Source organism: Pseudomonas sp. TNT2022 ID1044, assembly GCF_028656895.1.
Classification (GTDB): Bacteria; Pseudomonadota; Gammaproteobacteria; order Pseudomonadales; family Pseudomonadaceae; genus Aquipseudomonas; species Aquipseudomonas reinekei.
The window spans coordinates 246,020-267,418 of the sequence record NZ_JAMDHB010000014.1 but is presented as its reverse complement, the minus strand read 5'-3'; the positions used below and the strand labels follow the sequence as shown (position 1 = coordinate 267,418).

The following is a 21,399-nucleotide window of genomic DNA, read 5'->3' as shown; positions in this document are numbered from 1 at the left end:
AGGGCATAAGCCGGTCCGTGTGTTCTACGACACCACCGACAATCAAGAAGCTGAAATCGCCCTGGCCCTTGCCTTGCACGGCCTGAATACCGACGGCCATGGCATCGAATTGGGCAATGTCGACGAGGGTTACAACATCGGGCGGCGCCTGGGCAACACAGGGGTGAGTAGCGCGCTGGTGGAAATCAACCTGGCGACCATCGCCAGCTATCTGGACGGTGGAACCAGTGCGGTGGTTTACGCCGGTGCAGATGGCAGCCTGACGGTACAAATGATCCGCCCTCCGAGCGAGGCCCGCAAAGAGAAAAACCGCCAGAACCGAGGTGCCGACCCTTTCAAATTCGGGTCGCCTAGCGGTGGAGTACCCAAACCATGAAGCACCCCATCTGCCTGAGTGACGCTACAAGTAGCGGCGGCGAAGTAGTCTCCTGCCAGCTCAAGGGCACGCATACCCTCAATGGAAAAACCCCGGCGGTGTTGGGCGACAAGGCTTACTGTCCGCTGCATCTGGGCGAGTTTGCCTTCGTCGAAGGGCATCCGCGCCGGCGTATGAATGGCATTCCGGTTGTATTGGAGGGCCATCTCCTGGCCTGTGGTTGTCATGGCGTGGCGAGCACTGCTCGGAATGTGCAGGTGGTCTAGGTCGAAAGTTGTGCAGCGTCGGGTGGCTTCAGTTTTGTGCACAAAGAAGCCGACAGCGATGTCGGCTTCTTTGTGCGCGCAGACTATTAAAATCCACGGATGATTCGAGACTTGAGATCCGTATGGAACCGATCGGCGTTCGTCCTGTTCACACTGCGCGTCGACTCACTGCCGGTCATCGATTCCAGCGACATCGAGCGTTTGAGTATCGATTCGTTTCGATAGGCTTCAATGAAGAAATCAATATCTTTGTCGCTGGTCAGCTTCGGCCATTTGTCGAGGTACAGCGGCAGTTCTGCCGGGCCGGTCTTGAACGAACAGATGCGTCGGTTGGTGATGGTCGCCTCGCCGATTTCGAACGGCACCCACCACGACAGCGCGGTTTTTTCCGATACCACGGCGAGCAGGTGCGTGCATTCACTGATGTTGCGCGTGATCACGCCGGTGATGTCGTCGGTGGTCTGGGATTCGGCGTCGAGCACATCGAGGTAGGTCTTGATGTTGGCTTGCATCAGGCGGGTGTTGATGTTGACCGCGTGGGCGCGATCCATGTGGCGGTAGCTGATAAACACTGGCATCAGAAATGTCCCTTGATCGCGAGTTCGCGGTAATAGGCACCGAGCGCGGTGAGGCGGCAGCCGGTGGAGTGAATGGCGGCGTAATACATGTGTTCGGCGTCAACCGGTTCGATCAGGCTGTGACGATTGCACTTTTGCAGTTGCGCGAAGACTTCGCCGTGCTCTGGGTTGTATTCAGGCTCGGTGGGCTCGAAGCTCGGGGCGAGGGGATACACCGATTCCGCTTCGGCAAACCAGTCGGGCAGCTTGCGCAGGATTTCCTTGGGGATCAGCGGCGACACTTCGCGCAGGGAAATGAACTGCGACACGTTGGTCTTGAACACCGGGCGCTGCTCCCAGGCGTCGAGGGCGTTGTCGACAAACGAATAGAGGCTGCCGGGGGTGATCTTGCCGAGGATGTTTGCAGCGCCACCGTGCAAAGCCTGGAGCAACAAGCCGGTGAAAACGCCGTGCTGCCGGCCTTCCAGCGCCGGTTCGTCTTTTTTGCACGCAGTGAGAATGGTCATGCCTTCGCTCACCACGCTGCCTTCACTGCGCAAGGCGCGTTGTTCGCCGGCCGAGCCGCTCTGGCAGCAATCGAGAATGATCACTTTGTTTTTGATCTTGGTGGCTTTGCTCGCCCAGTTGAGAATGTCGCTGAGACGAATCCCATCCTTGGTGCTCTTGTAATCCTGCGGGATCAGCATGCCTTCGTCGGTATCGATGTCGAAGGTGCCGTGGCCGGCAAAGTACAGCAGCGCCACATTGCAGTCCCCGGAAAACAGTTCGCGGATCTGGTCTTCGAGTTTTTCCCGGCTCAGATAGTCCTCGGCTGAGGTCAGCACGATGTTCTTGAAGTTTGGATCGCCATTGGCGTCAGTCTTCAGCACAGATGCCATGGCCATGGCGTCGTTGCTGCAACCGCTCAGGCGCGAGACATGGGTGTATTCGTTGATCCCGATAAACAGTCCCTTGCGCATGGTTACACCGCCGTGTGCAGGCGAATGGCGCTGATGATGCTCTTGGTGTTCCACGCGCACTCGGCATGGGCCGCGTTGCGTACTACCTTGGAAATTCGTTCGGCACCAAACGGCTTGATGGCGATGATCACCTTGCCCATGCGCCTGGCGATTTCGATTTCCTTGTTGATCCACTTGCTGTAGGTGGAATACATCCCGGCCATGATCAGCACCGCCGAGCACGGACGAATCTTGTTTTCGAGAGCCGCTTCGAGTTGCTTATCGGTTTTGGCGTCGACAATCGGGTTGTCCGTCGGGACCGAAAAGTTCTTGTACGTGAAATCCGGTTGCGCGTTGAGCAGGCGCACGAGATTGTCGTGGGCGTGAGGGTAGGTCCACGAATGGCTGATGAACAAATGGTAGGTCTGCATGGGTGTCCCTCTGTGTCGCGGAAGTGCGAAGAGGGCTTGAACTTAGGTCATTGGCTGGCGGCCACAAGGGGCTGAGCGTTAAAGAGAAATGCCCTACAAGTGCGCGCGCAGACGCCCTACAGAAAGGTCTGATGGTTAAGTGGCGGGGGAATTAAACAGCAGAACCGGCCACCCACCGCCCCGTTGGACCAAGGGCGGTGGACGCGATTGTTTAGTAGCCGTTTTCCGGCAAACTGGCGATGATCGAACGGTAGCTGTTCATCCGTTGCTGTTGCACGCGGCCATCTTCGAGGGCCTTGAGCAGCGCGCAACCGGGTTCGCGGTCATGCTTGCAGTCGCGGAAACGGCAGGTGCCTAGCAGGTCGTTGAACTCGATGAAACCGGCCTCGACGTCGGCACGGCTGACATGGCCCAGGCCGAATTCGCGGATACCGGGGGAGTCGATCAGCTCACCGCCACCGGGGAAGTGGAACAGCCGCGCGGTGGTGGTGGTGTGAGTGCCCTGGCCGGACAGCTCGGACAACGGGCCGACGCGGGTTTCGACTTCCGGCAGCAGGCTGTTGACCAGCGACGACTTGCCGACGCCGGACTGGCCGACGAACACGCTGATGCGTCCGTCCAACTGCTTTTGCAGTTGCTCCATGCCGTTGCCGTGATGGGCCGACACTTCCAGCACCGGATAGCCGAGTGTGCGGTAAACCGCCAGCAGGGCATTGAGCGCCGGGGCGTTGTGCTCATCGATCAGGTCGAACTTGTTCAACAGCAACAGCGGCTTGATGCCCGCGTGTTCGGCGGCGACAAGATAACGGTCGATGAGGTTGGCGTGAGGCTCAGGCAGCGGTGCGAAAACGATGACAATCATGTCGACGTTGGCGGCAACCGGCTTGAGCTGGCCACGGCTGTCCGGGCGGCACAGTTCTGTGTTGCGCGGCAGTTGCGCCACGATCACACCGATGCCCTGGTTGCCGGCACGCCAGACAACCTGATCGCCCGTCACCAGCGCCGGCAGGTTGGCTCGCAGGTGACAACGGAACACCTTGCCGGCCATCTCGCCGTCGCGGGCCTCGACCTCTACCTGCACACCGAAGTGCGCGATCACCAGGCCGTGCTGTTCCGGACCCAGGTCGCCACCCTCAAGTGCCTCGACAGCCGAGGACTCGCGTTTGGCGGCGCGGGCGGCGCGCTCGCCCTGAATCTTTTCGATGCGCCAGTTTTGACGACGATTGAGTTGGCGTTTGGCCATGGGTGTTCCGTATCAAGAATGCAGCGATTAGGTAAAACGGCCGCGAGTTTAGCACGCCCAGCCACCGGCCTAGGCTAAACTGCGCAGCATTGCCTAGGAGCCGACACATGCAAAATTCGCAGAACCTGATCTGGATCGACCTGGAAATGACCGGTCTGGATCCGGAAAACGACGTCATCATCGAAATGGCCACCATCGTTACCGACAGTGACCTGAACACGTTGGCCGAAGGTCCGGTGATCGCCATCCACCACAGCGACGCAGTCCTCGCCCGTATGGACGAATGGAATACCCGCACCCACGGCAACTCCGGCCTGACCCAGCGCGTGCGCGACAGTCGTATCAGCATGGCCGAAGCCGAAGCCGAGACCATCGCGTTTCTGGAAAAGTGGGTGCCGAAGGGCAAGTCGCCGATCTGTGGCAACAGCATCTGCCAGGACCGTCGCTTCCTTTATACGCACATGAAATCCCTGGAAAGCTATTTCCATTACCGCAACCTCGACGTGTCCACGCTCAAAGAGCTGGCCGCACGCTGGGCGCCGGACGTGCGCGACAGCTTCAAGAAGGGCAGCACCCACCTGGCGCTCGACGACATTCGCGAATCGATCGCCGAGTTGCAGCACTACCGCAAGCACTTCATCAAGTTCTGATCCTGGAATCCGACCTGTAGGAGCCAGCTTGCTGGCGATGGCGCCATTGAGGACGCCATCGCCAGCAAGCCGGCTCCTACAAGTAGTGGTGCCCTCTTTTGGTGCCTTGGGGAAGTGAGTAGACTGCGCGCCTTTTTGCAAGGATCGCCACCATGTTGCTGATGCTCTACCTGATCGCCATCACCGCCGAAGCCATGACCGGCGCGCTCTCTGCGGGCCGTCGCGGTATGGACTGGTTTGGTGTGGTGCTGATCGCTTGCGTCACGGCACTGGGCGGCGGTTCCGTGCGCGACGTGCTGCTCGGTCATTACCCGCTGACCTGGGTCAAACACCCGGAATATCTGGTGCTGACCTCCATCGCGGCCATGGTTACGGTGTTCACTGCACGCTGGATGCGTCACTTGCGTTCGCTGTTTCTGGTGCTCGATGCCGTGGGTCTCGTGGCATTCACCCTGATCGGCTGCATGACCGCTCTGGAAATGGGCCATGGCATGTTGGTCGCGTCCGTTAGTGGCGTGATCACCGGGGTATTCGGCGGCATCCTTCGGGACATCTTCTGCAACGACATTCCGCTGATTTTCCGCCGTGAGCTATACGCCAGTGTCTCGTTCGCCGCGGCGTGGTGTTACATGCTTTGCCTTTACCTGAATTTGCCGGGAGAGCAGGCGATTCTGATCACGCTGTTCGGTGGTTTCCTGTTGCGACTATTGGCAATCCGGTTCCACTGGGAAATGCCTAAATTCGTTTACAACGACGAAGCCTGACGCTCGGCATGTTGCTTCAGCGCCCATTCGACGTGCTCTCGCACCAGCTCCGACGGATAATCCCGCCGCGCTTTCAACGCTTCCAGTACCGGAATCGTTGAAGGCGCATTGCCCAGGCCCACCGCCAGGTTGCGCAACCAGTTTTCATAACCCGTGCGGCGCAGTGGCGAGCCTTCGGTGCTGCTGAGGAATTTGTCCTCGTCCCACATGAACAATTCCGCCAGCCCGGCGTTGTCCAGGTTGTGGCGTGGCTTGAAATCGCTTTCGCCGGTCGGGCGGGCAAAACGGTTCCACGGGCAAACGATCTGACAGTCGTCGCAACCGAACACCCGGTTGCCGATCAGTGGCCGCAAGTCTTCGGGAATGGCGCCCTTGAGTTCGATGGTCAGGTAGGAAATACAGCGTCGGGCGTCCAGCACGTAAGGGCCGATGAAGGCGTTGGTCGGGCAGATATCGAGGCAGGCGCTGCAGCGGCCACAGTGTTCGGTGGCGTGAGGCGGGTCCACCGGCAGGGGCAAGTCGACGAACAGTTCGGCGAGAAAGAAGTAGCTGCCAGCCTTGCGATTCAACACCAGGGTGTTTTTGCCGATCCAGCCCAGGCCGGCCTGTTCGGCGATGGCTTTTTCCAGCACGGGCGCGCTGTCGACAAAGGCGCGAAAGCCGAACGGGCCAATCTGGCCCTGAATCTTGTCCGCCAGTTGCTGCACGCGTTTGCGGATCAGCTTGTGGTAATCGCGACCCAAGGCATAACGCGAGACGTAGGCTTTTTCCGGTTGGGCCAGCACTTTCGCCATGTGCGTATCGCCGGCCAGGTAGTCCATGCGCAGCGAAACCACGCGCAACGTGCCCGGCACCAGTTCTTCCGGGTGCGAGCGTTTGCTGCCGTGGGCGCCCATGTAGTCCATTTCGCCGTGGTAGCCGGCTTCGAGCCAGCGCTCCAGATGCTGCTCATGCTCGGCCAGGTCGAGGCCGCTGATGCCGACTTGCTGAAAGCCCAGCTCGCGGCCCCAGTCCTTGATGGATTGGGCGAGGGCGGGCAGGTCTGTGGTAATAGCAGGCATGAGGCGAGAGAAACCGGAGCTGAGGTGCGTATAATTCTGCCAGACATCGGAGCCCGAAGACGCATGCCGCACACTAAAGATGAATTACCCGACGCGCTGTACAGCGCCGCCCAGGTGCGAGCACTCGATGCGAGCCTGATCGCGGCGGGTACGCCGGGCTTCGAATTGATGCAGCGCGCGGCGCGGGCGACCTGGCGTGCACTGGTCCGCCAATGGCCGACAGCGAGCGAATTAAGCGTGCTGGCCGGTCATGGCAATAACGCCGGCGACGGCTATCTGGTGGCCGTGCTGGCTCGCCGTGCGGGATGGTCAGTGCGGGTGCTGGCAGTCGGCGACCCGCAGCGTTTGCAGGGCGACGCGGCACTGGCCCATGCCGAGGCCGTCTCGGAAAAAATCCTCATCGACACCTGGACGGCTCAGTCCGAGTTGCGCGGCATCGTGCTGGACGCCTTGCTCGGCACCGGTTTGACCGGCGACGTGCGCGAGCCGTACCGCAGCGCGATCCACGCGATCAATGCCGCCGGGCTGCCGGTGGTGGCGGTGGATATCCCCTCGGGGCTGTGCACCGATACCGGTCGAATGTTGGGGGATGCGGTGCAGGCCGACCTGACCGTCACGTTCATTGGCTTGAAGCTGGGATTGTTCACCGGCGATGCGGCGGATGTGGTGGGCGAGCTGGTTTTCAATGATCTGCACGCCGACCCGCAGTTGCTTGAAGGCGCGTCAACCAGCGCTTGTCGCCTGTCAGCCAGCAATCTTCCACGCCTGGCCGCCCGAACACCGGCCTCCCATAAAGGCCGATTCGGCCATGTGCTGCTGATCGGCGGCGATCGAGGATTCGGTGGCGCGATCCTGCTGAGCGCGCAAAGTGCGCTGCGCAGCGGCGCCGGCATGGTGTCGGTGGCGACCCGCAGCGAGCATGTGCCCGCGGCGCTGGCGAGAATCCCCGAAGCCATGGTGCTGGGCACGTCATCAGCCAATCAGTTGATGGGATTGCTTCAAAAGGTTTCCGTATTGGTCGTCGGGCCCGGTCTCGGTCAAGCTGCGTGGGGCCGCAGCCTTTTGTCCGCCGCCGCCAATGCGTCTTTGCCGCAAGTCTGGGACGCCGATGCGCTGAACCTGCTTGCCGAGGAAGGGGTGGTGTTGCCGAAGGATTGCGTGATCACGCCGCATCCGGGGGAAGCCGCACGATTGTTGGGGATCAGCACCGCGCAGGTTCAGGCTGACCGACCTGGGGCGGCCCATGCGCTGAGCAAAAAATATACAGCTGTCGTTGTGCTCAAAGGTGCCGGGAGTTTGATCGCCAGTCCAGACGGACGGTTGGCGGTCTGTCATCAAGGGCACCCGGCAATGGCCACCGCCGGTTTGGGTGATGTGTTGGCCGGATTGGTCGGCGCGTTGCTGGCCCAGGGCATGGCGACGTTCGACGCGGCCTGCCTGGCGGTCTGGCTGCACGCCAATGCCGGGGCGCAGCAAGGTAAATTCGGCCGTGGGCTGGCGGCCAGTGATCTGATACCAGCCATTCGTCAGTTGTTGGAGGAGCAAGCACCGTGTCTGAAGTAACCCTGTATCTGGCTGATGAAGAGGCGATGACCGCGTTTGGCGCGCGTATCGCTCAAACGACCCAAGGGCACGGTTTGATTTTTCTCGAAGGCAATCTCGGCATGGGCAAAACCACGCTCTCACGGGGCATCATCCGTGGCTTGGGTCATGTCGGGGCGGTGAAAAGTCCTACCTTCACCTTGGTCGAACCCTACGAAATCGGTGACATCCGCGCCTTCCATTTCGACCTGTATCGACTGGTCGACCCTGAAGAGCTGGAATTCCTTGGTATCCGCGACTACTTCGAAGACGATGCGTTGTGCCTGATCGAGTGGCCCGATAAAGGTGCAGGCTTTTTGCCAAAGCCTGACCTGACCATTACCATTAGCCCGCAAGACAGCGGACGTTCGCTGAAAATTTTATCCCAGGGGTCGCGTGGCGAAGCCTGGTGTGCCGCGTTGGCATCGGAATCCAAATAAATGATGGGGTTAGGTATGCGCTTTCGCGCGTTGGTTGCTGCCGTTGGGGTGTTGTTTTTGGCGGTGACCGTCGATGCTGTGGCCGAGACGAAGGTCAACAGTGTTCGCCTGTGGCGGGCGCCGGACAACACGCGGCTGGTGTTTGACCTGACAGGTCCGGTGCAGCACAGCGTCTTTACCCTGTCGGCGCCCGACCGTCTGGTCATCGACATCAATGGTGCCAGCCTGGGTACGCCGCTGAACGTCAACACGGCCAATACGCCGATCACTGCCATCCGTTCGGCTCAGCGTACGCCGACCGACCTGCGGGTGGTCGTCGACCTGAAAAAAGCGGTCACGCCGAAAAGTTTCTCCCTGGCGCCCAATGCCCAGTACGGCAACCGACTGGTGGTCGACCTGTTCGATAACCCGGCCGATGCCGCGCCGCCGCCTGCACCGACGCCGTCGGTCGCCACGGTGCCGGCCGTACCGGTTACGCCGACGGAGCCTGCAATCAAGTTGCCGCCAGCCCCGGCCGGCAAGCGCGACATTATTGTGGTGATCGACGCCGGCCACGGTGGCGAAGACCCGGGTGCTTCCGGCTCTCGCGGTCAGCGTGAAAAAGACGTGGTGCTGCAGATCGCCCGCGAAACCCAACGCCAGGTCAACGGAATGAAAGGTTTTCGCGCGGAATTGACCCGCACCGGCGACTATTTCATCCCGTTGCGTGGCCGTACCGAAATCGCCCGCAAGAAGGGCGCCGACCTGTTCGTCTCGATACACGCCGATGCCGCGCCTTCGGCCGCTGCGTTCGGTGCTTCGGTGTTCGCCCTGTCTGATCGCGGCGCCACTTCCGAGACTGCCCGTTGGCTGGCCGACAGCGAAAACCGTTCCGACCTCATCGGTGGTGCCGGCAACGTCAGTCTCGATGACAAGGACCGCATGCTCGCCGGCGTACTGCTCGATCTGTCGATGACCGCTTCCCTGACTTCCAGCCTGAACGTCGGCCAGAAAGTCTTGAGCAACATCGGCCGGGTCACGCCGCTGCATAAGCAGCGCGTCGAACAGGCCGGGTTCATGGTGCTGAAGTCGCCGGACATTCCGTCGATCCTGGTGGAAACCGGGTTCATCTCCAACGCCAAGGAAGCCTCGAAGCTCGCGGCTTCGAGCCACCAGCAAGCGCTGGCGCGTTCGATCAGCAGCGGCGTGCGCCAGTTCTTCCAGCAGAACCCGCCACCGGGCACTTACATTGCCTGGCTGCGTGACGCCGGGAAGATCGCCCAAGGTCCGCGTGACCATCGCGTAAACCCGGGCGAAACGTTGGCGATGATTGCCGTGCGTTACCAGATATCGCCGGCTGCTCTGCGTAGCGCCAACAAACTGTCGAGTGATGAGCTCAAGGTGGGACAGCACTTGACCATTCCAGGCACCGAACTGGCGGCCAAAGAATGAATCAGGTCGTGAACAACGGCGCGCGCATCGAGCTGCTCAGCCCGCGACTGGCGAACCAGATTGCCGCCGGTGAAGTCGTTGAACGTCCGGCTTCGGTGATCAAGGAACTGCTGGAAAACAGCCTTGACTCAGGTGCCAGGCGCATCGACGTCGACGTGGAGCAGGGCGGGGTCAAGCTGCTGCGGGTGCGCGACGATGGCAGCGGCATTTCCGCCGATGACCTGCCGCTGGCCCTGGCGCGTCACGCCACCAGCAAGATTCGCAATCTGGAAGACCTTGAACAGGTGATGAGCCTGGGCTTTCGTGGCGAGGCGCTGGCGTCGATCAGCTCCGTAGCACGCCTGACCCTGACGTCTCGCATCCGTGATGCCGAACAGGCCTGGCAGGTGGAAACGGAAGGCCGGGACATGGCGCCCCGTGTGCAGCCCGCAGCCCATCCGGTGGGCACCTCGGTGGAAGTACGTGACCTGTTCTTCAACACCCCGGCGCGGCGCAAGTTTCTCAAAACCGAAAAAACCGAATTCGATCACCTGCAGGAAGTGATCAGGCGTCTGGCCCTGGCACGCTTCGACGTGGCGTTCCACCTGCGCCACAACGGCAAGACCATTCTCAGCCTGCACGAGGCCCACGATGATGCGGCCCGTGCCCGGCGCGTGGCGGCCATCTGCGGGCCGGGGTTCCTGGAGCAGGCGCTGCCGATCGAAATCGAGCGCAATGGTTTGCACCTGTGGGGCTGGGTCGGTTTGCCGACCTTCAACCGTAGCCAGGCGGATTTGCAGTATTTCTTCGTCAACGGTCGTGCCGTGCGCGACAAACTGGTGGCTCACGCGGTGCGCCAGGCGTATCGCGATGTGTTGTTCAACGGCCGGCACCCGACTTTCGTGCTGTTTTTTGAAGTCGATCCGACCGGCGTCGACGTCAACGTGCACCCGACCAAGCACGAAGTGCGCTTCCGCGAAGGGCGCATGGTCCACGATTTCCTTTACGGCACGTTGCACCGTGCTTTGGGCGATGTGCGGCCGGACGATCATCTGGCGGCACCGGTGGCGACAGCGATCGTCCGGCCCACCGGTCTGGATGCCGGTGAATTCGGCCCCCAGGGCGAAATGCGCCTGGCGGCCAATGCGCTGCTGGAACAGCCACAGGCTCAGCCTTCATTCAATACGCCTGCCGGTTCAGGCGCTGGCGCCGGCTATCAGTATCAATACACGCCACGCCCGCAGTCCGCTGTGCCGGTAGCTGAGGCGCAAGCGGCCTATCGAGAGTTTTTCGCACCGCTGCCCGAGGCCAATGCGGTCGCGCTGCCGGCAGGGCAGGACGATATTCCACCGTTGGGTTACGCGTTGGCGCAGCTTAAAGGCATCTACATCCTCTCGGAAAACGCCCAGGGCCTGGTGCTGGTGGACATGCACGCCGCTCACGAGCGGATCATGTATGAGCGTTTGAAAGTCGCGATGGCCAGCGAAGGCTTGAGCGGTCAACCGCTGCTGGTGCCGGAATCGCTGGCGGTCAGCCAGCGTGAAGCCGATTGCGCTGAAGAACACGTCGCCTGGTTCCAGCGTCTGGGCTTTGAATTGCAGCGCCTTGGCCCGGAAACCCTGGCCATCCGGCAGATTCCGGCATTGCTCAAGCAAGCCGAAGCCAACCGCCTGGTCGCTGACGTGTTGGCCGACCTGATGGAGTACGGCACCAGCGATCGCATCCAGGCGCACATCAACGAACTGCTCGGGACCATGGCGTGCCACGGTGCGGTTCGGGCGAATCGGCGTCTGGCCTTGCCGGAAATGAACGGTCTGCTGCGTGACATGGAAAACACCGAGCGCAGCGGTCAATGCAACCATGGCCGACCGACCTGGACCCAACTGGGCCTGGACGATCTGGACAAACTGTTCTTGCGCGGTCGTTGATGAGCCAGCTCCCACCTGCGATTTTCCTGATGGGCCCGACCGCCGCCGGCAAGACCGACCTGGCCATCGAACTCACCAAGGTCCTGCCTTGCGAGCTGATCAGTGTCGATTCGGCGTTGGTCTACCGTGGCATGGACATTGGCACCGCCAAACCGTCGAAAGAGCTTCTGGCAGAGTTTCCTCACCGATTGATCGATATTCTCGACCCGGCCGAGTCTTATTCGGCCGCAGATTTTCGTCGTGACGCCCTCGAAGCCATGGCCGATATCACCGCGCGGGGAAAAATTCCGCTGTTGGTAGGCGGCACGATGCTCTACTACAAGGCTTTGCTCGAAGGCCTGGCAGAAATGCCGGCGGCTGATCCCGAGGTCCGCGCGCAAATCGAAGAAGAGGCTGCACGCCTTGGCTGGCAAGCCCTGCACGACCAATTGGCAGTGATCGACCCGGTTTCTGCGGCGCGGATTCATCCGAACGATCCACAGCGCCTGAGTCGAGCACTGGAAGTTTATCGCGTGAGCGGTCAAAGCATGACTGAACTACGCTTGCAACAATCTGCGCAAAGTACTGAAGCAGCCGCTTCGGGACGGCAACAATTGCCCTATACTGTCGCGAACTTGGCCATTGCTCCGGCAAATCGTCAGGTATTGCACGAGCGAATTAAACAAAGATTCACTTTAATGTTGGAACAGGGATTCATTGACGAGGTCGTAGCCCTGCGTAAGAGAAGTGACCTGCATGCCGGGTTGCCGTCTATACGTGCAGTAGGCTACCGCCAGGTCTGGGACTACCTGGATGGCAAGCTGACGTCAGCCGAGATGCAGGAGCGTGGAATCATTGCCACGCGCCAGTTGGCGAAACGCCAGTTCACATGGCTGCGCAGTTGGGCTGATTTACACTGGCTGGACAGTCTGGATTGCGACAATCTGCCGCGCGCCTTGAAATACCTTGGGACCATCTCCATATTGAGCTGAGTCCTTGCAATTGCCGTCTATCCTTGGGGGTGTGGCGGCCAAAGCCATCTGTTTACCTATTTTTTATATTGAATCCTTAAAGGAGTGCGGCACATGTCAAAAGGGCATTCGCTACAAGACCCTTACTTGAATACTTTACGTAAAGAGAAAGTTGGGGTTTCCATTTACCTGGTCAACGGTATCAAACTGCAAGGCACGATCGAGTCGTTCGACCAGTTCGTTATCCTGCTGAAAAACACCGTCAGCCAAATGGTTTACAAACACGCTATTTCTACAGTGGTGCCGGTTCGTCCAATTCGTCTGCCTAGCGCAACCGAATCCGAAGCGGGTGACGCTGAGCCAGGTAACGCCTGATAGGAGTCTCCTTTGTTCTTTGAGCGCCACGGTGGTGGTGAGCGAGTAATCCTCGTTCACTTGGATGGACAGGACCCTGAGGCGCGCGAAGATCCGCAGGAGTTTCAGGAATTGGCTAATTCGGCCGGCGCCGAGACCGTCGCGTTTTTCAACGTGCCGCGTCATCGGCCAACCGCCAAATTCCTGATTGGCAGCGGCAAGGTCGAGGAACTGCGCGACCTCGTTAAAGCCGAAGAAGCCGATCTGGTGATCTTCAATCACGTCCTCACGCCCAGCCAGGAACGCAACCTCGAACGTGTCTTCGAGTGTCGCGTGATCGACCGCACCGGTCTGATTCTCGATATTTTCGCCCAACGCGCCCGTACCCATGAAGGCAAGCTCCAGGTAGAACTGGCCCAGCTTGACCACATGAGCACCCGGCTGGTTCGTGGCTGGACTCACCTTGAGCGTCAGGGTGGCGGTATCGGCATGCGTGGCCCGGGTGAAACCCAGCTGGAAACCGACCGCCGTTTGCTGCGGGTTCGCCTGCGGCAGATCAAAGGGCGGCTGGAGAAGGTGCGCAGCCAGCGCGAACAGTCGCGCCGTGGCCGTATGCGCGCGGATATTCCTACTGTATCGCTGGTGGGATATACCAACGCCGGCAAGTCCACGCTGTTCAATAACGTGACGAAGTCCGACGTTTACGCGGCTGACCAATTGTTCGCCACCCTGGACCCGACCCTGCGCCGTCTGGATCTGGACGACCTGGGGCCGATTGTCCTGGCCGACACGGTAGGTTTCATTCGCCACTTGCCCCACAAGCTGGTCGAGGCATTTCGGTCTACCCTCGAAGAGTCGAGCAACTCCGACCTGTTATTGCACGTGATCGATGCGGCCGAACCGGATCGCATGTTGCAGATCGAGCAGGTGATGGTGGTACTGGGCGAGATTGGCGCCCAGGACTTGCCGATCCTCGAGGTCTATAACAAACTCGATTTGCTTGAGGGCGTTGAGCCACAAATCCAGCGCAACGAAAACGGCAAGCCCCAGCGGGTCTGGCTGTCGGCGCGTGATGGCACGGGTCTGGAGTTGCTTGAGCAAGCCATTGCCGAATTGCTTGGCAGTGATTTGTTTGTCGGTACCTTGCGCTTGCCGCAACGATTCGCCCGGCTGCGTGCGCAGTTTTTCGAACTCGGTGCGGTACAAAAGGAAGAACACGATGACGAAGGCATCAGTTTGCTGGCCGTTCGTTTGCCACGAGCCGAGTTGAATCGACTGGTGAGCCGCGAAGGTTTGCAACCGCTGGAATTCATCGAGCAACACACTTTGCAATAAAAGCCTGAGAAAGCGGTTGTGCCGTGGTGACAGGCATTCTGTAGCATGGGTCGGCGCGCCGTGGGTGCGTCTTTGCTTTATCAGATGGAGAGCGCTATGGCTTGGAATGAGCCGGGTGGCAACTCGAATAATCAGGATCCTTGGGGTGGCAAGCGTCGCAATAACGGCGACCGCAAGGGTCCACCAGATCTCGACGAGGCCTTCCGAAAGCTGCAGGAAAGCCTGAACGGGTTGTTCGGTGGTGGTAAGAAACGTGGTGATGACGGCGGTGGGTCGGGCAAGAGTGGCGGCTTCGGCGGTCTGCTCGGCATCGGCCTGGTTGTGTTGGCGGCCGTATGGCTGTACAGCGCGGTCTATGTAGTCGACGAGCAGGAGCAGGCCGTGGTGCTGCGCTTCGGCAAGTACTACGAAACGGTCGGCCCGGGTCTGAACATCTACTTCCCGCCGATCGATAAAAAGTACATGGAAAACGTCACGCGTGAGCGTGCGTACACCAAGCAGGGCCAGATGCTGACCGAAGACGAGAACATCGTCGAAGTGCCGCTGACCGTGCAGTACAAGATCAGCAACCTGCAGGACTTCGTGCTGAGCGTCGATCAGCCGGAAATCAGCCTGCAGCACGCGACCGACAGCGCATTGCGCCATGTGGTGGGTTCCACCGCCATGGACCAGGTGCTGACCGAAGGTCGTGAATTGATGGCCAGCGAAATCAAGGAGCGTCTGCAACGCTTCATGGATACGTATCGCACCGGTATCACCGTCACCCAGGTCAACGTACAGAACGCGGCAGCCCCGCGCGAAGTGCAGGAAGCCTTCGACGACGTGATCCGCGCCCGTGAAGACGAGCAGCGTTCGCGTAACCAGGCTGAAACCTACGCCAACGGCGTTGTGCCGGAAGCCCGTGGTCAGGCCCAGCGTATTCTTGAAGATGCCAATGGCTACCGTGACGAAACCGTCTCGCGCGCCAAGGGTGAGGCCGATCGCTTCACCAAACTGGTCGCCGAGTACCGCAAGGCACCTGAAGTCACCCGCCAGCGTCTGTACCTGGACACCATGCAGGAAGTCTTCAGCAACACCAGCAAGGTTCTCGTGACCGGTAACAAGAATGGCCAGAGCAACCTGCTCTACCTGCCTCTGGACAAGATGGTCGAAAGTGGTCGCAGCACCAGCACTCCGGTGACCGGCGCGGCAGCCAGCAGCAATGAAGCGAATGCGCGTGCGGCAGCTGATCTGCAGCAACAGCAAGCACGTACCAGGGAGAGTCGCTGATGAGCAATAAATCGCTGATCGCCCTTATTGTCGGCGTCGTCGTGGCGATCGCTGCCTGGAACTGCTTCTACATCGTGGCTCAGACCGAGCGTGCGGTGTTGCTGCAGTTCGGTCGCGTGGTTCAGACCGATGTCCAGCCAGGCCTGCATGTGAAAGTGCCTTACGTTAACCAGGTGCGTAAATTCGACGCCCGCCTGATGACGCTCGATGCGCCGACACAGCGCTTCCTGACGCTGGAAAAGAAAGCCGTGATGGTCGATGCCTACGCCAAGTGGCGTGTGAAGGACGCCGAGCGTTACTACACCGCGACTTCCGGTCTCAAGCAAATCGCCGACGAGCGTCTGTCCCGTCGTCTGGAATCGGGTCTGCGTGACCAGTTCGGTAAGCGCACCTTGCACGAAGTGGTGTCGGGTGAGCGGGATGCGTTGATGGCTGACATCACCGCGTCGCTGAACACGATGGCGGAAAAAGAGCTGGGCATCGAAGTAGTCGACGTTCGGGTCAAGACCATCGACCTGCCTAAAGAAGTAAACCGCAGTGTGTTCGAACGTATGAGCACCGAGCGGGAGCGTGAAGCTCGCGAGCACCGCGCCAAGGGTAACGAACTGGCTGAAGGTATTCGTGCCGATGCCGATCGTCAGCGCCGCGTACTGTTGGCTGAAGCCTATCGTGAATCTGAAGAGGTTCGCGGTGACGGCGATGCGCAGGCCGCTGCGATCTACTCCAAGGCTTACGGACAGGATCAGGAGTTCTACGCGTTCTACCGTAGCCTGCGTGCCTACCGTGAAAGCTTCGCGAACAAATCCGACGTCATGGTCCTTGACCCAAGCAGCGACTTCTTCCACTACCTGGAAAAAGCCAAGCCTTGATACGACGTTGACCTGAATCATCCTCCGCCGGGCGGCTAAAACCTCTGGCGGGGTGATCCTTTGGGAAAACGTGTGTATGATGCGGCAGCCGGGAAATTCCCGGCTTTTTTGCGTCTGCACGTTTGATTGCTGTTTTATGCAGGTGCCCGAGCGCTATGGCTCGAAAGGTTTTACGAGGAAAGTGGTCGGCGAAGCCCGTTTCAGGCTTTTCGCCACGTCGCTCATGCGCGTGGTTTACGCTGGGTCGGCCATTTTCTGCTTCACTCAAGGCTCGCCCAAAGGCTTGCTGCCCGGATGATAGGGGATTGGCGTAATGGCAACGGTAGACCGCTGGCTGCTGCCAGATGGCATCGAAGAAGTACTGCCACCGGAAGCTGCGCGCATTGAAGTCGCGCGTCGTCAGGTGTTGGATCTGTTCCAGAGCTGGGGTTACGAGTTTGTCGTGACTCCCCATATCGAGTACCTGGAATCCCTGCTGACCGGCGCGGGCCAGGACCTGGATCTGCGTACCTTCAAGGTTATCGACCCGCAATCGGGTCGGCAGATGGGTTTCCGGGCTGACATCACACCGCAGGTGGCGCGTATCGATGCGCATACCCTGCGTCGCGAAGGACCGAATCGTCTCTGCTATGCCGGCAGCGTGCTGCATGCCCAGCCGCGTGCCTTGTCGTCCTCGCGCAGCCCGATTCAACTGGGTGCGGAGCTGTACGGCGACGGCAGCCCGAGCAGTGATGTCGAAGTCATCAGCCTGATGCTGGCCATGCTGCAACTGGCCGATGTGCCAGATGTGCACATGGATCTGGGGCATGTAGGCATCTACCGCGGCCTGGCCCGCGCTGCCGGTTTGTCCGGCGAAGTTGAACAGCAGTTGTTCGATGCGTTGCAACGTAAGGCCATCGACGAGGTCATTACCCTGACCGAAGGCTTGCCTGCCGATCTGTCGGACATGTTGCGGGCGTTGGTCGACCTGTGTGGCGGCCGTGAAGTGCTGGTGGCTGCGCGTGAGCGTCTGGCCAAGGCACCGGCGCCGGTTCTGGCTGCACTGGACGATTTGCTGGCGATTGCCGAGCGTCTGTCCGCGCGCTTCCCGGAGCTGCCGCTGTATTTCGATCTGGGCGAATTGCGCGGTTACCACTACCACACCGGTGTGGTGTTCGCCGTATTCGTGCCGGGTGTTGGCCAGTCCATTGCCCAGGGTGGTCGCTACGACGACATCGGCGCCGACTTCGGTCGTGCTCGCCCGGCAACCGGCTTCTCCACCGATTTGAAAACCCTGGTGACCCTGGGGCGTGCTGAGATCGAGTTACCGTCTGGCGGTATCTGGATGCCTGACAGTACGGATGCGGCACTCTGGCAGCAGGTTTGCCAGTTGCGCAGTGAGGGTCAGCGTGTCGTTCAGGCTTTGCCTGGACAACCTTTGGCCGCCGCCCGTGAAGCGGACTGCGACCGGCAATTGATTCAGCAGAACGGGCTTTGGCAAGTATCGCCACTGGCTTCTTGAGTTTTCCTGCCGGCCGCCGCCGGCACCAAGTTTGCGCGAATGAGGACAAGTGTTATGGGTAAGAATGTCGTAGTCCTGGGCACCCAATGGGGTGATGAGGGCAAAGGCAAGATCGTTGATCTGCTGACCGAACATGCTGCCGCCGTAGTGCGCTACCAGGGTGGCCACAACGCTGGTCACACGCTGGTGATCGATGGCGAAAAAACTGTCTTGCACCTGATCCCGTCGGGTGTGCTGCGCGAAGGCGTGCAGTGCCTGATCGGTAACGGCGTGGTGGTTGCACCTGACGCCCTGCTGCGCGAGATCACCAAGCTGGAAGAGAAAGGTGTGCCGGTGCGCGAGCGCCTGCGTATCAGCCCTTCCTGCCCGCTGATCCTGTCCTTCCATGTTGCGCTGGACCAGGCCCGTGAAAAGGCCCGTGGCGAGCTGAAGATCGGCACCACCGGTCGCGGCATCGGCCCTGCTTACGAAGACAAGGTTGCACGTCGTGGCCTGCGTGTGGGCGACCTGCTCAACATGCCGCGCTTTGAAGACAAGCTGCGTGAACTGGTGGATTACCACAACTTCATGCTGGTGGGTTACTACAAAGAGCCAGCCATCGAGTTCGACAAGACCCTGGCCGAGTGCAAGGCATACGCCGAGCTGCTCAAGCCGCTGATGCTGGACGTGACTGCCGAGCTGCACGACCTGCGTCGCGCTGGCAAAGACATCATGTTCGAGGGCGCCCAGGGTTCCCTGCTGGACATCGACCACGGCACCTACCCGTACGTGACCAGCTCGAACACCACCGCTGGCGGCGTTGCTACCGGTTCGGGCGTTGGCCCGATGTTCCTGGACTACATCCTGGGCATCACCAAGGCTTACACCACGCGTGTAGGTTCGGGTCCATTCCCGACTGAGCTGTTCGACGACGTCGGCGCGCACCTGGCCAAACAAGGTCACGAGTTCGGCGCGACGACCGGCCGTGCCCGGCGTTGTGGCTGGTTCGATGCCGTTATCCTGCGTCGCGCTATCGATGTGAACAGTATCTCGGGCATTTGCCTGACCAAGCTGGATGTACTCGACGGTCTGGAAACCATCAATATCTGCGTCGGCTACAAAGATGCGCAAGGTAATGCGGTTGCCCCGACTGATGCGGACAGCTACGTAGGTCTGCAGCCTGTGTACGAAGAAGTGCCGGGCTGGACCGAGTCGACCGTGGGTGCCAAAACCCTGGAAGAGCTGCCAGCTAACGCTCGTGCTTACATCAAGCGCGTCGAAGAGCTGATCGGTGCGCCGATCGACATTATTTCGACGGGTCCGGACCGCAACGAAACCATCGTTCTGCGCCATCCGTTCGCGTGATAAGTTGTTGATGTAAAAAACAAAGGCCCCTTTATAGGGGCCTTTGTCGTTTATGCCTGTTGGACGGCATGACCTTTGCTATTAGCTTTGCTTAAAGCGTCATTTTCGGCGTGCCATCAATTTAATGGCGCTTATGCAGAGGGATTTCAAGTGTCGGCCGTTCTCTCACTGTTACAAAGCCGTTTGTTGCGGCCTGTGTTCGTTACCCTTGGTATCGCGCTTTTGGTGCAGGTGCTGGTGGCCGTTGCTCTTACCCGGAGCACGGTGACTGCGCTGGAAGCTGATCTTGGGGTGCGTCTAGGTGCGGACAGTCAAAAACTGTCCGGGGAACTCGAGCAGGCGGGGCGTGAAGTCACGTCGAGCCTCGACAGTCTCTCCACCAGTACCCGTCAACGCCTCACTGCAGGCTTGTCCTCGCGACTGAAGGACGAGCAGGCGCAGCTGCGTGCAACCCTGGAAAAAGACTTGAAGGACTCCGCCGGCGACATGGCGCAGCTTCTGGCTTCCGTGGCGCCTCGTGCCATGTGGGACAACGATGTGCCGACCCTGTCCGAGTTCGCCCGTCGAGCCCAGCGCAATCCCAACGTACTGTTTGTGGTGTATGACGATGCCACGGGCCAGCACCTGACGCGCTACCTCAACCGGGAAAACCCGATCAACAAGGCGCTGCTGGAAAAGGGCCAGGGCGAGCGTGCGCTGGACAAAGTACTGGATGCAGCGAAGAACGATCCCTCGGTGTTCTACATCGAGGCTTCGATCAATCCTAACGGCGTGGAGATCGGCAAGGTCCTGATGGGTGTCTCGACCGCTTCGGTGGAAGCCGATCTGGCGGCGCTGGACAAGCGCTTCGCGGCATTGATTGCCAGTGGTGATCAACTGGTGGGCGACAGCCTCAAAGGCGCAGCGGCCGACAGTGCGACGGCGATGCGTGCGCGTTTGCAGTCGGCGCAGTCCACGGCATCCGAAATGAAGGCCAATACCACCAGTACCGTGCAGGAGGCTGCATCCAACCTGCGCTGGCGCATCGGGGTGAGCCTCGCGGTAGTCGGTTTTGGCGTTTTACTGCTGCTGGCCGTTGTGCTGGGGCGTCGTGTGGTCAATCGCTTGAAAATGCTGATTGTGGCCATGGATGACCTGGCGGCGGGTGAGGGTGACCTCACCAAGCGTGTGCAGATCAACAGCAAGGACGAAATCGGCGACATGGCCTCGGCAGTCAATCGCTTTGTGGATAAGTTGCAGCCGATCGTGCGCGAAGCGGGTGATGTGGCTCAGCGCACCGGCGTGGAAATCGGTGCCATGACGTTGCGCAACGCCGGAGCCGACGCGGCGGCAGGCATGCAGCGTGATGAGGTCGCGGAAAGCCTGCGTGCCTTGTCGCAAATGGCTGACGAAGCCCAGTCTGAAAGCCATGCCATGCAGGCGGCGTTGAAGCAGGTGGTGGATATTCGTCAGGCGACCGACGAGAACACCCGGACGTCGGCGAAAGTCGGCAGCCTGATCGAGGAGCTGGCCGGACAGGTCAATACCGGCGCACAAGTCATCGAGCGACTGGCCCAGCAGAGTGAACAGATTGAAGTGGTGTTGACGGTGATTCACGGAATTGCCGAGCAAACCAATCTGCTGGCATTGAACGCTGCCATTGAAGCGGCGCGAGCCGGTGAGACCGGGCGCGGCTTTGCGGTGGTGGCAGACGAGGTGCGAGCACTGGCGAGCAAGACCCAGAGCTCCACCGGCGATATTCAGGCGCACATCGTGGCGTTGCAGCAGGGTGCGCGTGAGGCGGTGGCGGCGATTGGTCAGGCCGGGCGTCAGGCCAGCGAAGGCTTGCTGGTATTGCGTGACAGTGCGCGGTTGCAGCAGTCGGTGCAGGCATCCGTTGAGCAGGTGCATGCGGCGATCGGCCTGGCAACCCAGGCGGCGGCGCATCAGGCCAAGGGCGCGCAAGCGGTGCGGGGGCGGGTCGAGACGATTCATGCGCAGGCTGAGAAAGCAGCTCAGGCGGTGGTGGAAACCACGGCCAGCGGGAAGGTGCTGGATGGTCTGGCGGCGCAGTTGAAGGCGAGCCTGGGGCAGTTCAGGGCTTAACCGATCAAAAAATCGCAGCCTGCGTC

20 protein-coding genes and 1 pseudogene are annotated in these 21,399 nt (G+C 60.3%); 16 read left to right on the top strand and 5 right to left on the bottom strand.

All coding sequences use genetic code 11. The features are described from left to right. Window positions 1–376: pseudogene (locus M5G20_RS19230) on the top strand (DUF2875 family protein); the annotation flags it as partial. Beyond that, window positions 373–642 (top strand): PAAR domain-containing protein, encoded by a 270-nt coding sequence (locus tag M5G20_RS19225; RefSeq protein ID WP_075947731.1) that lies wholly within the window; start codon window positions 373–375, stop codon window positions 640–642. The pseudogene M5G20_RS19230 and the gene M5G20_RS19225, both read left to right, overlap by 4 nt. A gap of 86 nt (window positions 643–728) precedes the next feature. On the opposite strand, the gene M5G20_RS19220 is transcribed toward M5G20_RS19225, so the two are convergent. From M5G20_RS19220 to rsgA, 4 genes are all read right to left on the bottom strand, one after another. Next, a complete protein-coding gene (locus M5G20_RS19220) occupies window positions 729–1,220 on the bottom strand; it encodes a toll/interleukin-1 receptor domain-containing protein (RefSeq protein WP_273920329.1) in 492 nt (163 codons plus the stop codon). Continuing rightward, window positions 1,220–2,179 (bottom strand): caspase family protein, encoded by a 960-nt coding sequence (locus M5G20_RS19215; RefSeq protein ID WP_273920328.1) that lies wholly within the window; start codon window positions 2,177–2,179, stop codon window positions 1,220–1,222. Before M5G20_RS19215 ends, M5G20_RS19220 begins: the two co-directional genes overlap by 1 nt. A 2-nt stretch (window positions 2,180–2,181) precedes the next feature. Next, window positions 2,182–2,589, bottom strand: a complete 408-nt coding sequence (locus M5G20_RS19210; RefSeq protein ID WP_273920327.1) for a TIR domain-containing protein — start codon at window positions 2,587–2,589, stop codon at window positions 2,182–2,184. A gap of 211 nt (window positions 2,590–2,800) precedes the next feature. After that, window positions 2,801–3,832: a small ribosomal subunit biogenesis GTPase RsgA gene (gene rsgA, locus M5G20_RS19205; protein WP_150735793.1), complete on the bottom strand. Its 1,032-nt coding sequence runs from the start codon at window positions 3,830–3,832 to the stop codon at window positions 2,801–2,803. A gap of 107 nt (window positions 3,833–3,939) precedes the next feature. Here rsgA and orn point away from each other — a divergent pair, with 107 nt between their 5' ends. Both orn and M5G20_RS19195 read left to right on the top strand, forming a co-directional pair. Continuing rightward, window positions 3,940–4,482 carry an oligoribonuclease gene (gene orn / locus M5G20_RS19200; RefSeq protein WP_075947736.1) on the top strand — a complete coding sequence of 181 codons (543 nt, stop codon included), beginning with the start codon at window positions 3,940–3,942 and terminating at the stop codon, window positions 4,480–4,482. A 152-nt stretch (window positions 4,483–4,634) separates the two neighbouring features. Further along, a complete protein-coding gene (locus M5G20_RS19195; RefSeq protein WP_034148736.1) occupies window positions 4,635–5,246 on the top strand; it encodes a trimeric intracellular cation channel family protein in 612 nt (203 codons plus the stop codon). Here M5G20_RS19195 and queG read toward each other — a convergent pair. Continuing rightward, entirely contained in the window at window positions 5,228–6,307 is a 1,080-nt protein-coding gene (queG, locus tag M5G20_RS19190; RefSeq protein ID WP_273920324.1) for a tRNA epoxyqueuosine(34) reductase QueG, read from the bottom strand. The genes M5G20_RS19195 and queG overlap by 19 nt on opposite strands. A 63-nt stretch (window positions 6,308–6,370) precedes the next feature. Here queG and M5G20_RS19185 point away from each other — a divergent pair, with 63 nt between their 5' ends. The 12 genes from M5G20_RS19185 (at window position 6,371) to M5G20_RS19130 (ending at window position 21,373) form a co-directional block, all read left to right on the top strand. Beyond that, window positions 6,371–7,870 (top strand): NAD(P)H-hydrate dehydratase, encoded by a 1,500-nt coding sequence (locus M5G20_RS19185; protein ID WP_273920323.1) that lies wholly within the window; start codon window positions 6,371–6,373, stop codon window positions 7,868–7,870. Next, window positions 7,858–8,328: a tRNA (adenosine(37)-N6)-threonylcarbamoyltransferase complex ATPase subunit type 1 TsaE gene (tsaE, locus tag M5G20_RS19180; RefSeq protein ID WP_273920321.1), complete on the top strand. Its 471-nt coding sequence runs from the start codon at window positions 7,858–7,860 to the stop codon at window positions 8,326–8,328. The genes M5G20_RS19185 and tsaE overlap by 13 nt, the downstream gene beginning before the upstream one ends. Then, window positions 8,329–9,759 carry an N-acetylmuramoyl-L-alanine amidase gene (locus M5G20_RS19175; protein ID WP_443218309.1) on the top strand — a complete coding sequence of 477 codons (1,431 nt, stop codon included), beginning with the start codon at window positions 8,329–8,331 and terminating at the stop codon, window positions 9,757–9,759. Continuing rightward, entirely contained in the window at window positions 9,756–11,666 is a 1,911-nt protein-coding gene (gene mutL, locus M5G20_RS19170) for a DNA mismatch repair endonuclease MutL (RefSeq protein WP_443218308.1), read from the top strand. The genes M5G20_RS19175 and mutL overlap by 4 nt, the downstream gene beginning before the upstream one ends. Further along, a complete protein-coding gene (miaA, locus tag M5G20_RS19165) occupies window positions 11,666–12,637 on the top strand; it encodes a tRNA (adenosine(37)-N6)-dimethylallyltransferase MiaA (protein WP_273920334.1) in 972 nt (323 codons plus the stop codon). Before mutL ends, miaA begins: the two co-directional genes overlap by 1 nt. A 93-nt stretch (window positions 12,638–12,730) precedes the next feature. Further along, a complete protein-coding gene (gene hfq / locus M5G20_RS19160) occupies window positions 12,731–12,991 on the top strand; it encodes an RNA chaperone Hfq (protein ID WP_007902656.1) in 261 nt (86 codons plus the stop codon). Between the two features lie 12 nt (window positions 12,992–13,003). Continuing rightward, the gene (gene hflX, locus M5G20_RS19155) at window positions 13,004–14,305 is read left to right on the top strand and encodes a ribosome rescue GTPase HflX (protein ID WP_273920320.1); all 1,302 of its coding nucleotides are present in this window, start codon (window positions 13,004–13,006) and stop codon (window positions 14,303–14,305) included. Between the two features lie 96 nt (window positions 14,306–14,401). After that, window positions 14,402–15,574, top strand: a complete 1,173-nt coding sequence (hflK, locus tag M5G20_RS19150; protein ID WP_075947745.1) for an FtsH protease activity modulator HflK — start codon at window positions 14,402–14,404, stop codon at window positions 15,572–15,574. After that, window positions 15,574–16,443 (top strand): protease modulator HflC, encoded by an 870-nt coding sequence (hflC, locus tag M5G20_RS19145; protein WP_075947746.1) that lies wholly within the window; start codon window positions 15,574–15,576, stop codon window positions 16,441–16,443. Before hflK ends, hflC begins: the two co-directional genes overlap by 1 nt. Window positions 16,444–16,756: 313 nt before the next feature. Beyond that, window positions 16,757–17,944, top strand: coding sequence for an ATP phosphoribosyltransferase regulatory subunit (locus tag M5G20_RS19140; protein WP_273920319.1), 1,188 nt, complete (start codon window positions 16,757–16,759; stop codon window positions 17,942–17,944). A 54-nt stretch (window positions 17,945–17,998) separates the two neighbouring features. Continuing rightward, window positions 17,999–19,288 carry an adenylosuccinate synthase gene (locus M5G20_RS19135; protein ID WP_273920318.1) on the top strand — a complete coding sequence of 430 codons (1,290 nt, stop codon included), beginning with the start codon at window positions 17,999–18,001 and terminating at the stop codon, window positions 19,286–19,288. A 150-nt stretch (window positions 19,289–19,438) separates the two neighbouring features. Beyond that, window positions 19,439–21,373 (top strand): methyl-accepting chemotaxis protein, encoded by a 1,935-nt coding sequence (locus M5G20_RS19130; RefSeq protein WP_273920317.1) that lies wholly within the window; start codon window positions 19,439–19,441, stop codon window positions 21,371–21,373. Window positions 21,374–21,399: the final 26 nt, after the last annotated feature.

Excerpts from the sequence above, each read along its gene's own strand:
- M5G20_RS19225 (WP_075947731.1), top strand. The coding sequence starts at position 373 with ATGAAGCACCCCATCTGCCTGAGTGACGCTACAAGTAGCGGCGGCGAA.
- M5G20_RS19220 (WP_273920329.1), bottom strand. The coding sequence starts at position 1,220 with ATGCCAGTGTTTATCAGCTACCGCCACATGGATCGCGCCCACGCGGTC.
- M5G20_RS19215 (WP_273920328.1), bottom strand. The coding sequence starts at position 2,179 with ATGCGCAAGGGACTGTTTATCGGGATCAACGAATACACCCATGTCTCG.
- M5G20_RS19210 (WP_273920327.1), bottom strand. The coding sequence starts at position 2,589 with ATGCAGACCTACCATTTGTTCATCAGCCATTCGTGGACCTACCCTCAC.
- rsgA (WP_150735793.1), bottom strand. The coding sequence starts at position 3,832 with ATGGCCAAACGCCAACTCAATCGTCGTCAAAACTGGCGCATCGAAAAG.
- orn (WP_075947736.1), top strand. The coding sequence starts at position 3,940 with ATGCAAAATTCGCAGAACCTGATCTGGATCGACCTGGAAATGACCGGT.
- M5G20_RS19195 (WP_034148736.1), top strand. The coding sequence starts at position 4,635 with ATGTTGCTGATGCTCTACCTGATCGCCATCACCGCCGAAGCCATGACC.
- queG (WP_273920324.1), bottom strand. The coding sequence starts at position 6,307 with ATGCCTGCTATTACCACAGACCTGCCCGCCCTCGCCCAATCCATCAAG.
- M5G20_RS19185 (WP_273920323.1), top strand. The coding sequence starts at position 6,371 with ATGCCGCACACTAAAGATGAATTACCCGACGCGCTGTACAGCGCCGCC.
- M5G20_RS19175 (WP_443218309.1), top strand. The coding sequence starts at position 8,329 with ATGATGGGGTTAGGTATGCGCTTTCGCGCGTTGGTTGCTGCCGTTGGG.
- mutL (WP_443218308.1), top strand. The coding sequence starts at position 9,756 with ATGAATCAGGTCGTGAACAACGGCGCGCGCATCGAGCTGCTCAGCCCG.
- miaA (WP_273920334.1), top strand. The coding sequence starts at position 11,666 with ATGAGCCAGCTCCCACCTGCGATTTTCCTGATGGGCCCGACCGCCGCC.
- hfq (WP_007902656.1), top strand. The coding sequence starts at position 12,731 with ATGTCAAAAGGGCATTCGCTACAAGACCCTTACTTGAATACTTTACGT.
- hflK (WP_075947745.1), top strand. The coding sequence starts at position 14,402 with ATGGCTTGGAATGAGCCGGGTGGCAACTCGAATAATCAGGATCCTTGG.
- hflC (WP_075947746.1), top strand. The coding sequence starts at position 15,574 with ATGAGCAATAAATCGCTGATCGCCCTTATTGTCGGCGTCGTCGTGGCG.
- M5G20_RS19140 (WP_273920319.1), top strand. The coding sequence starts at position 16,757 with ATGGCAACGGTAGACCGCTGGCTGCTGCCAGATGGCATCGAAGAAGTA.
- M5G20_RS19135 (WP_273920318.1), top strand. The coding sequence starts at position 17,999 with ATGGGTAAGAATGTCGTAGTCCTGGGCACCCAATGGGGTGATGAGGGC.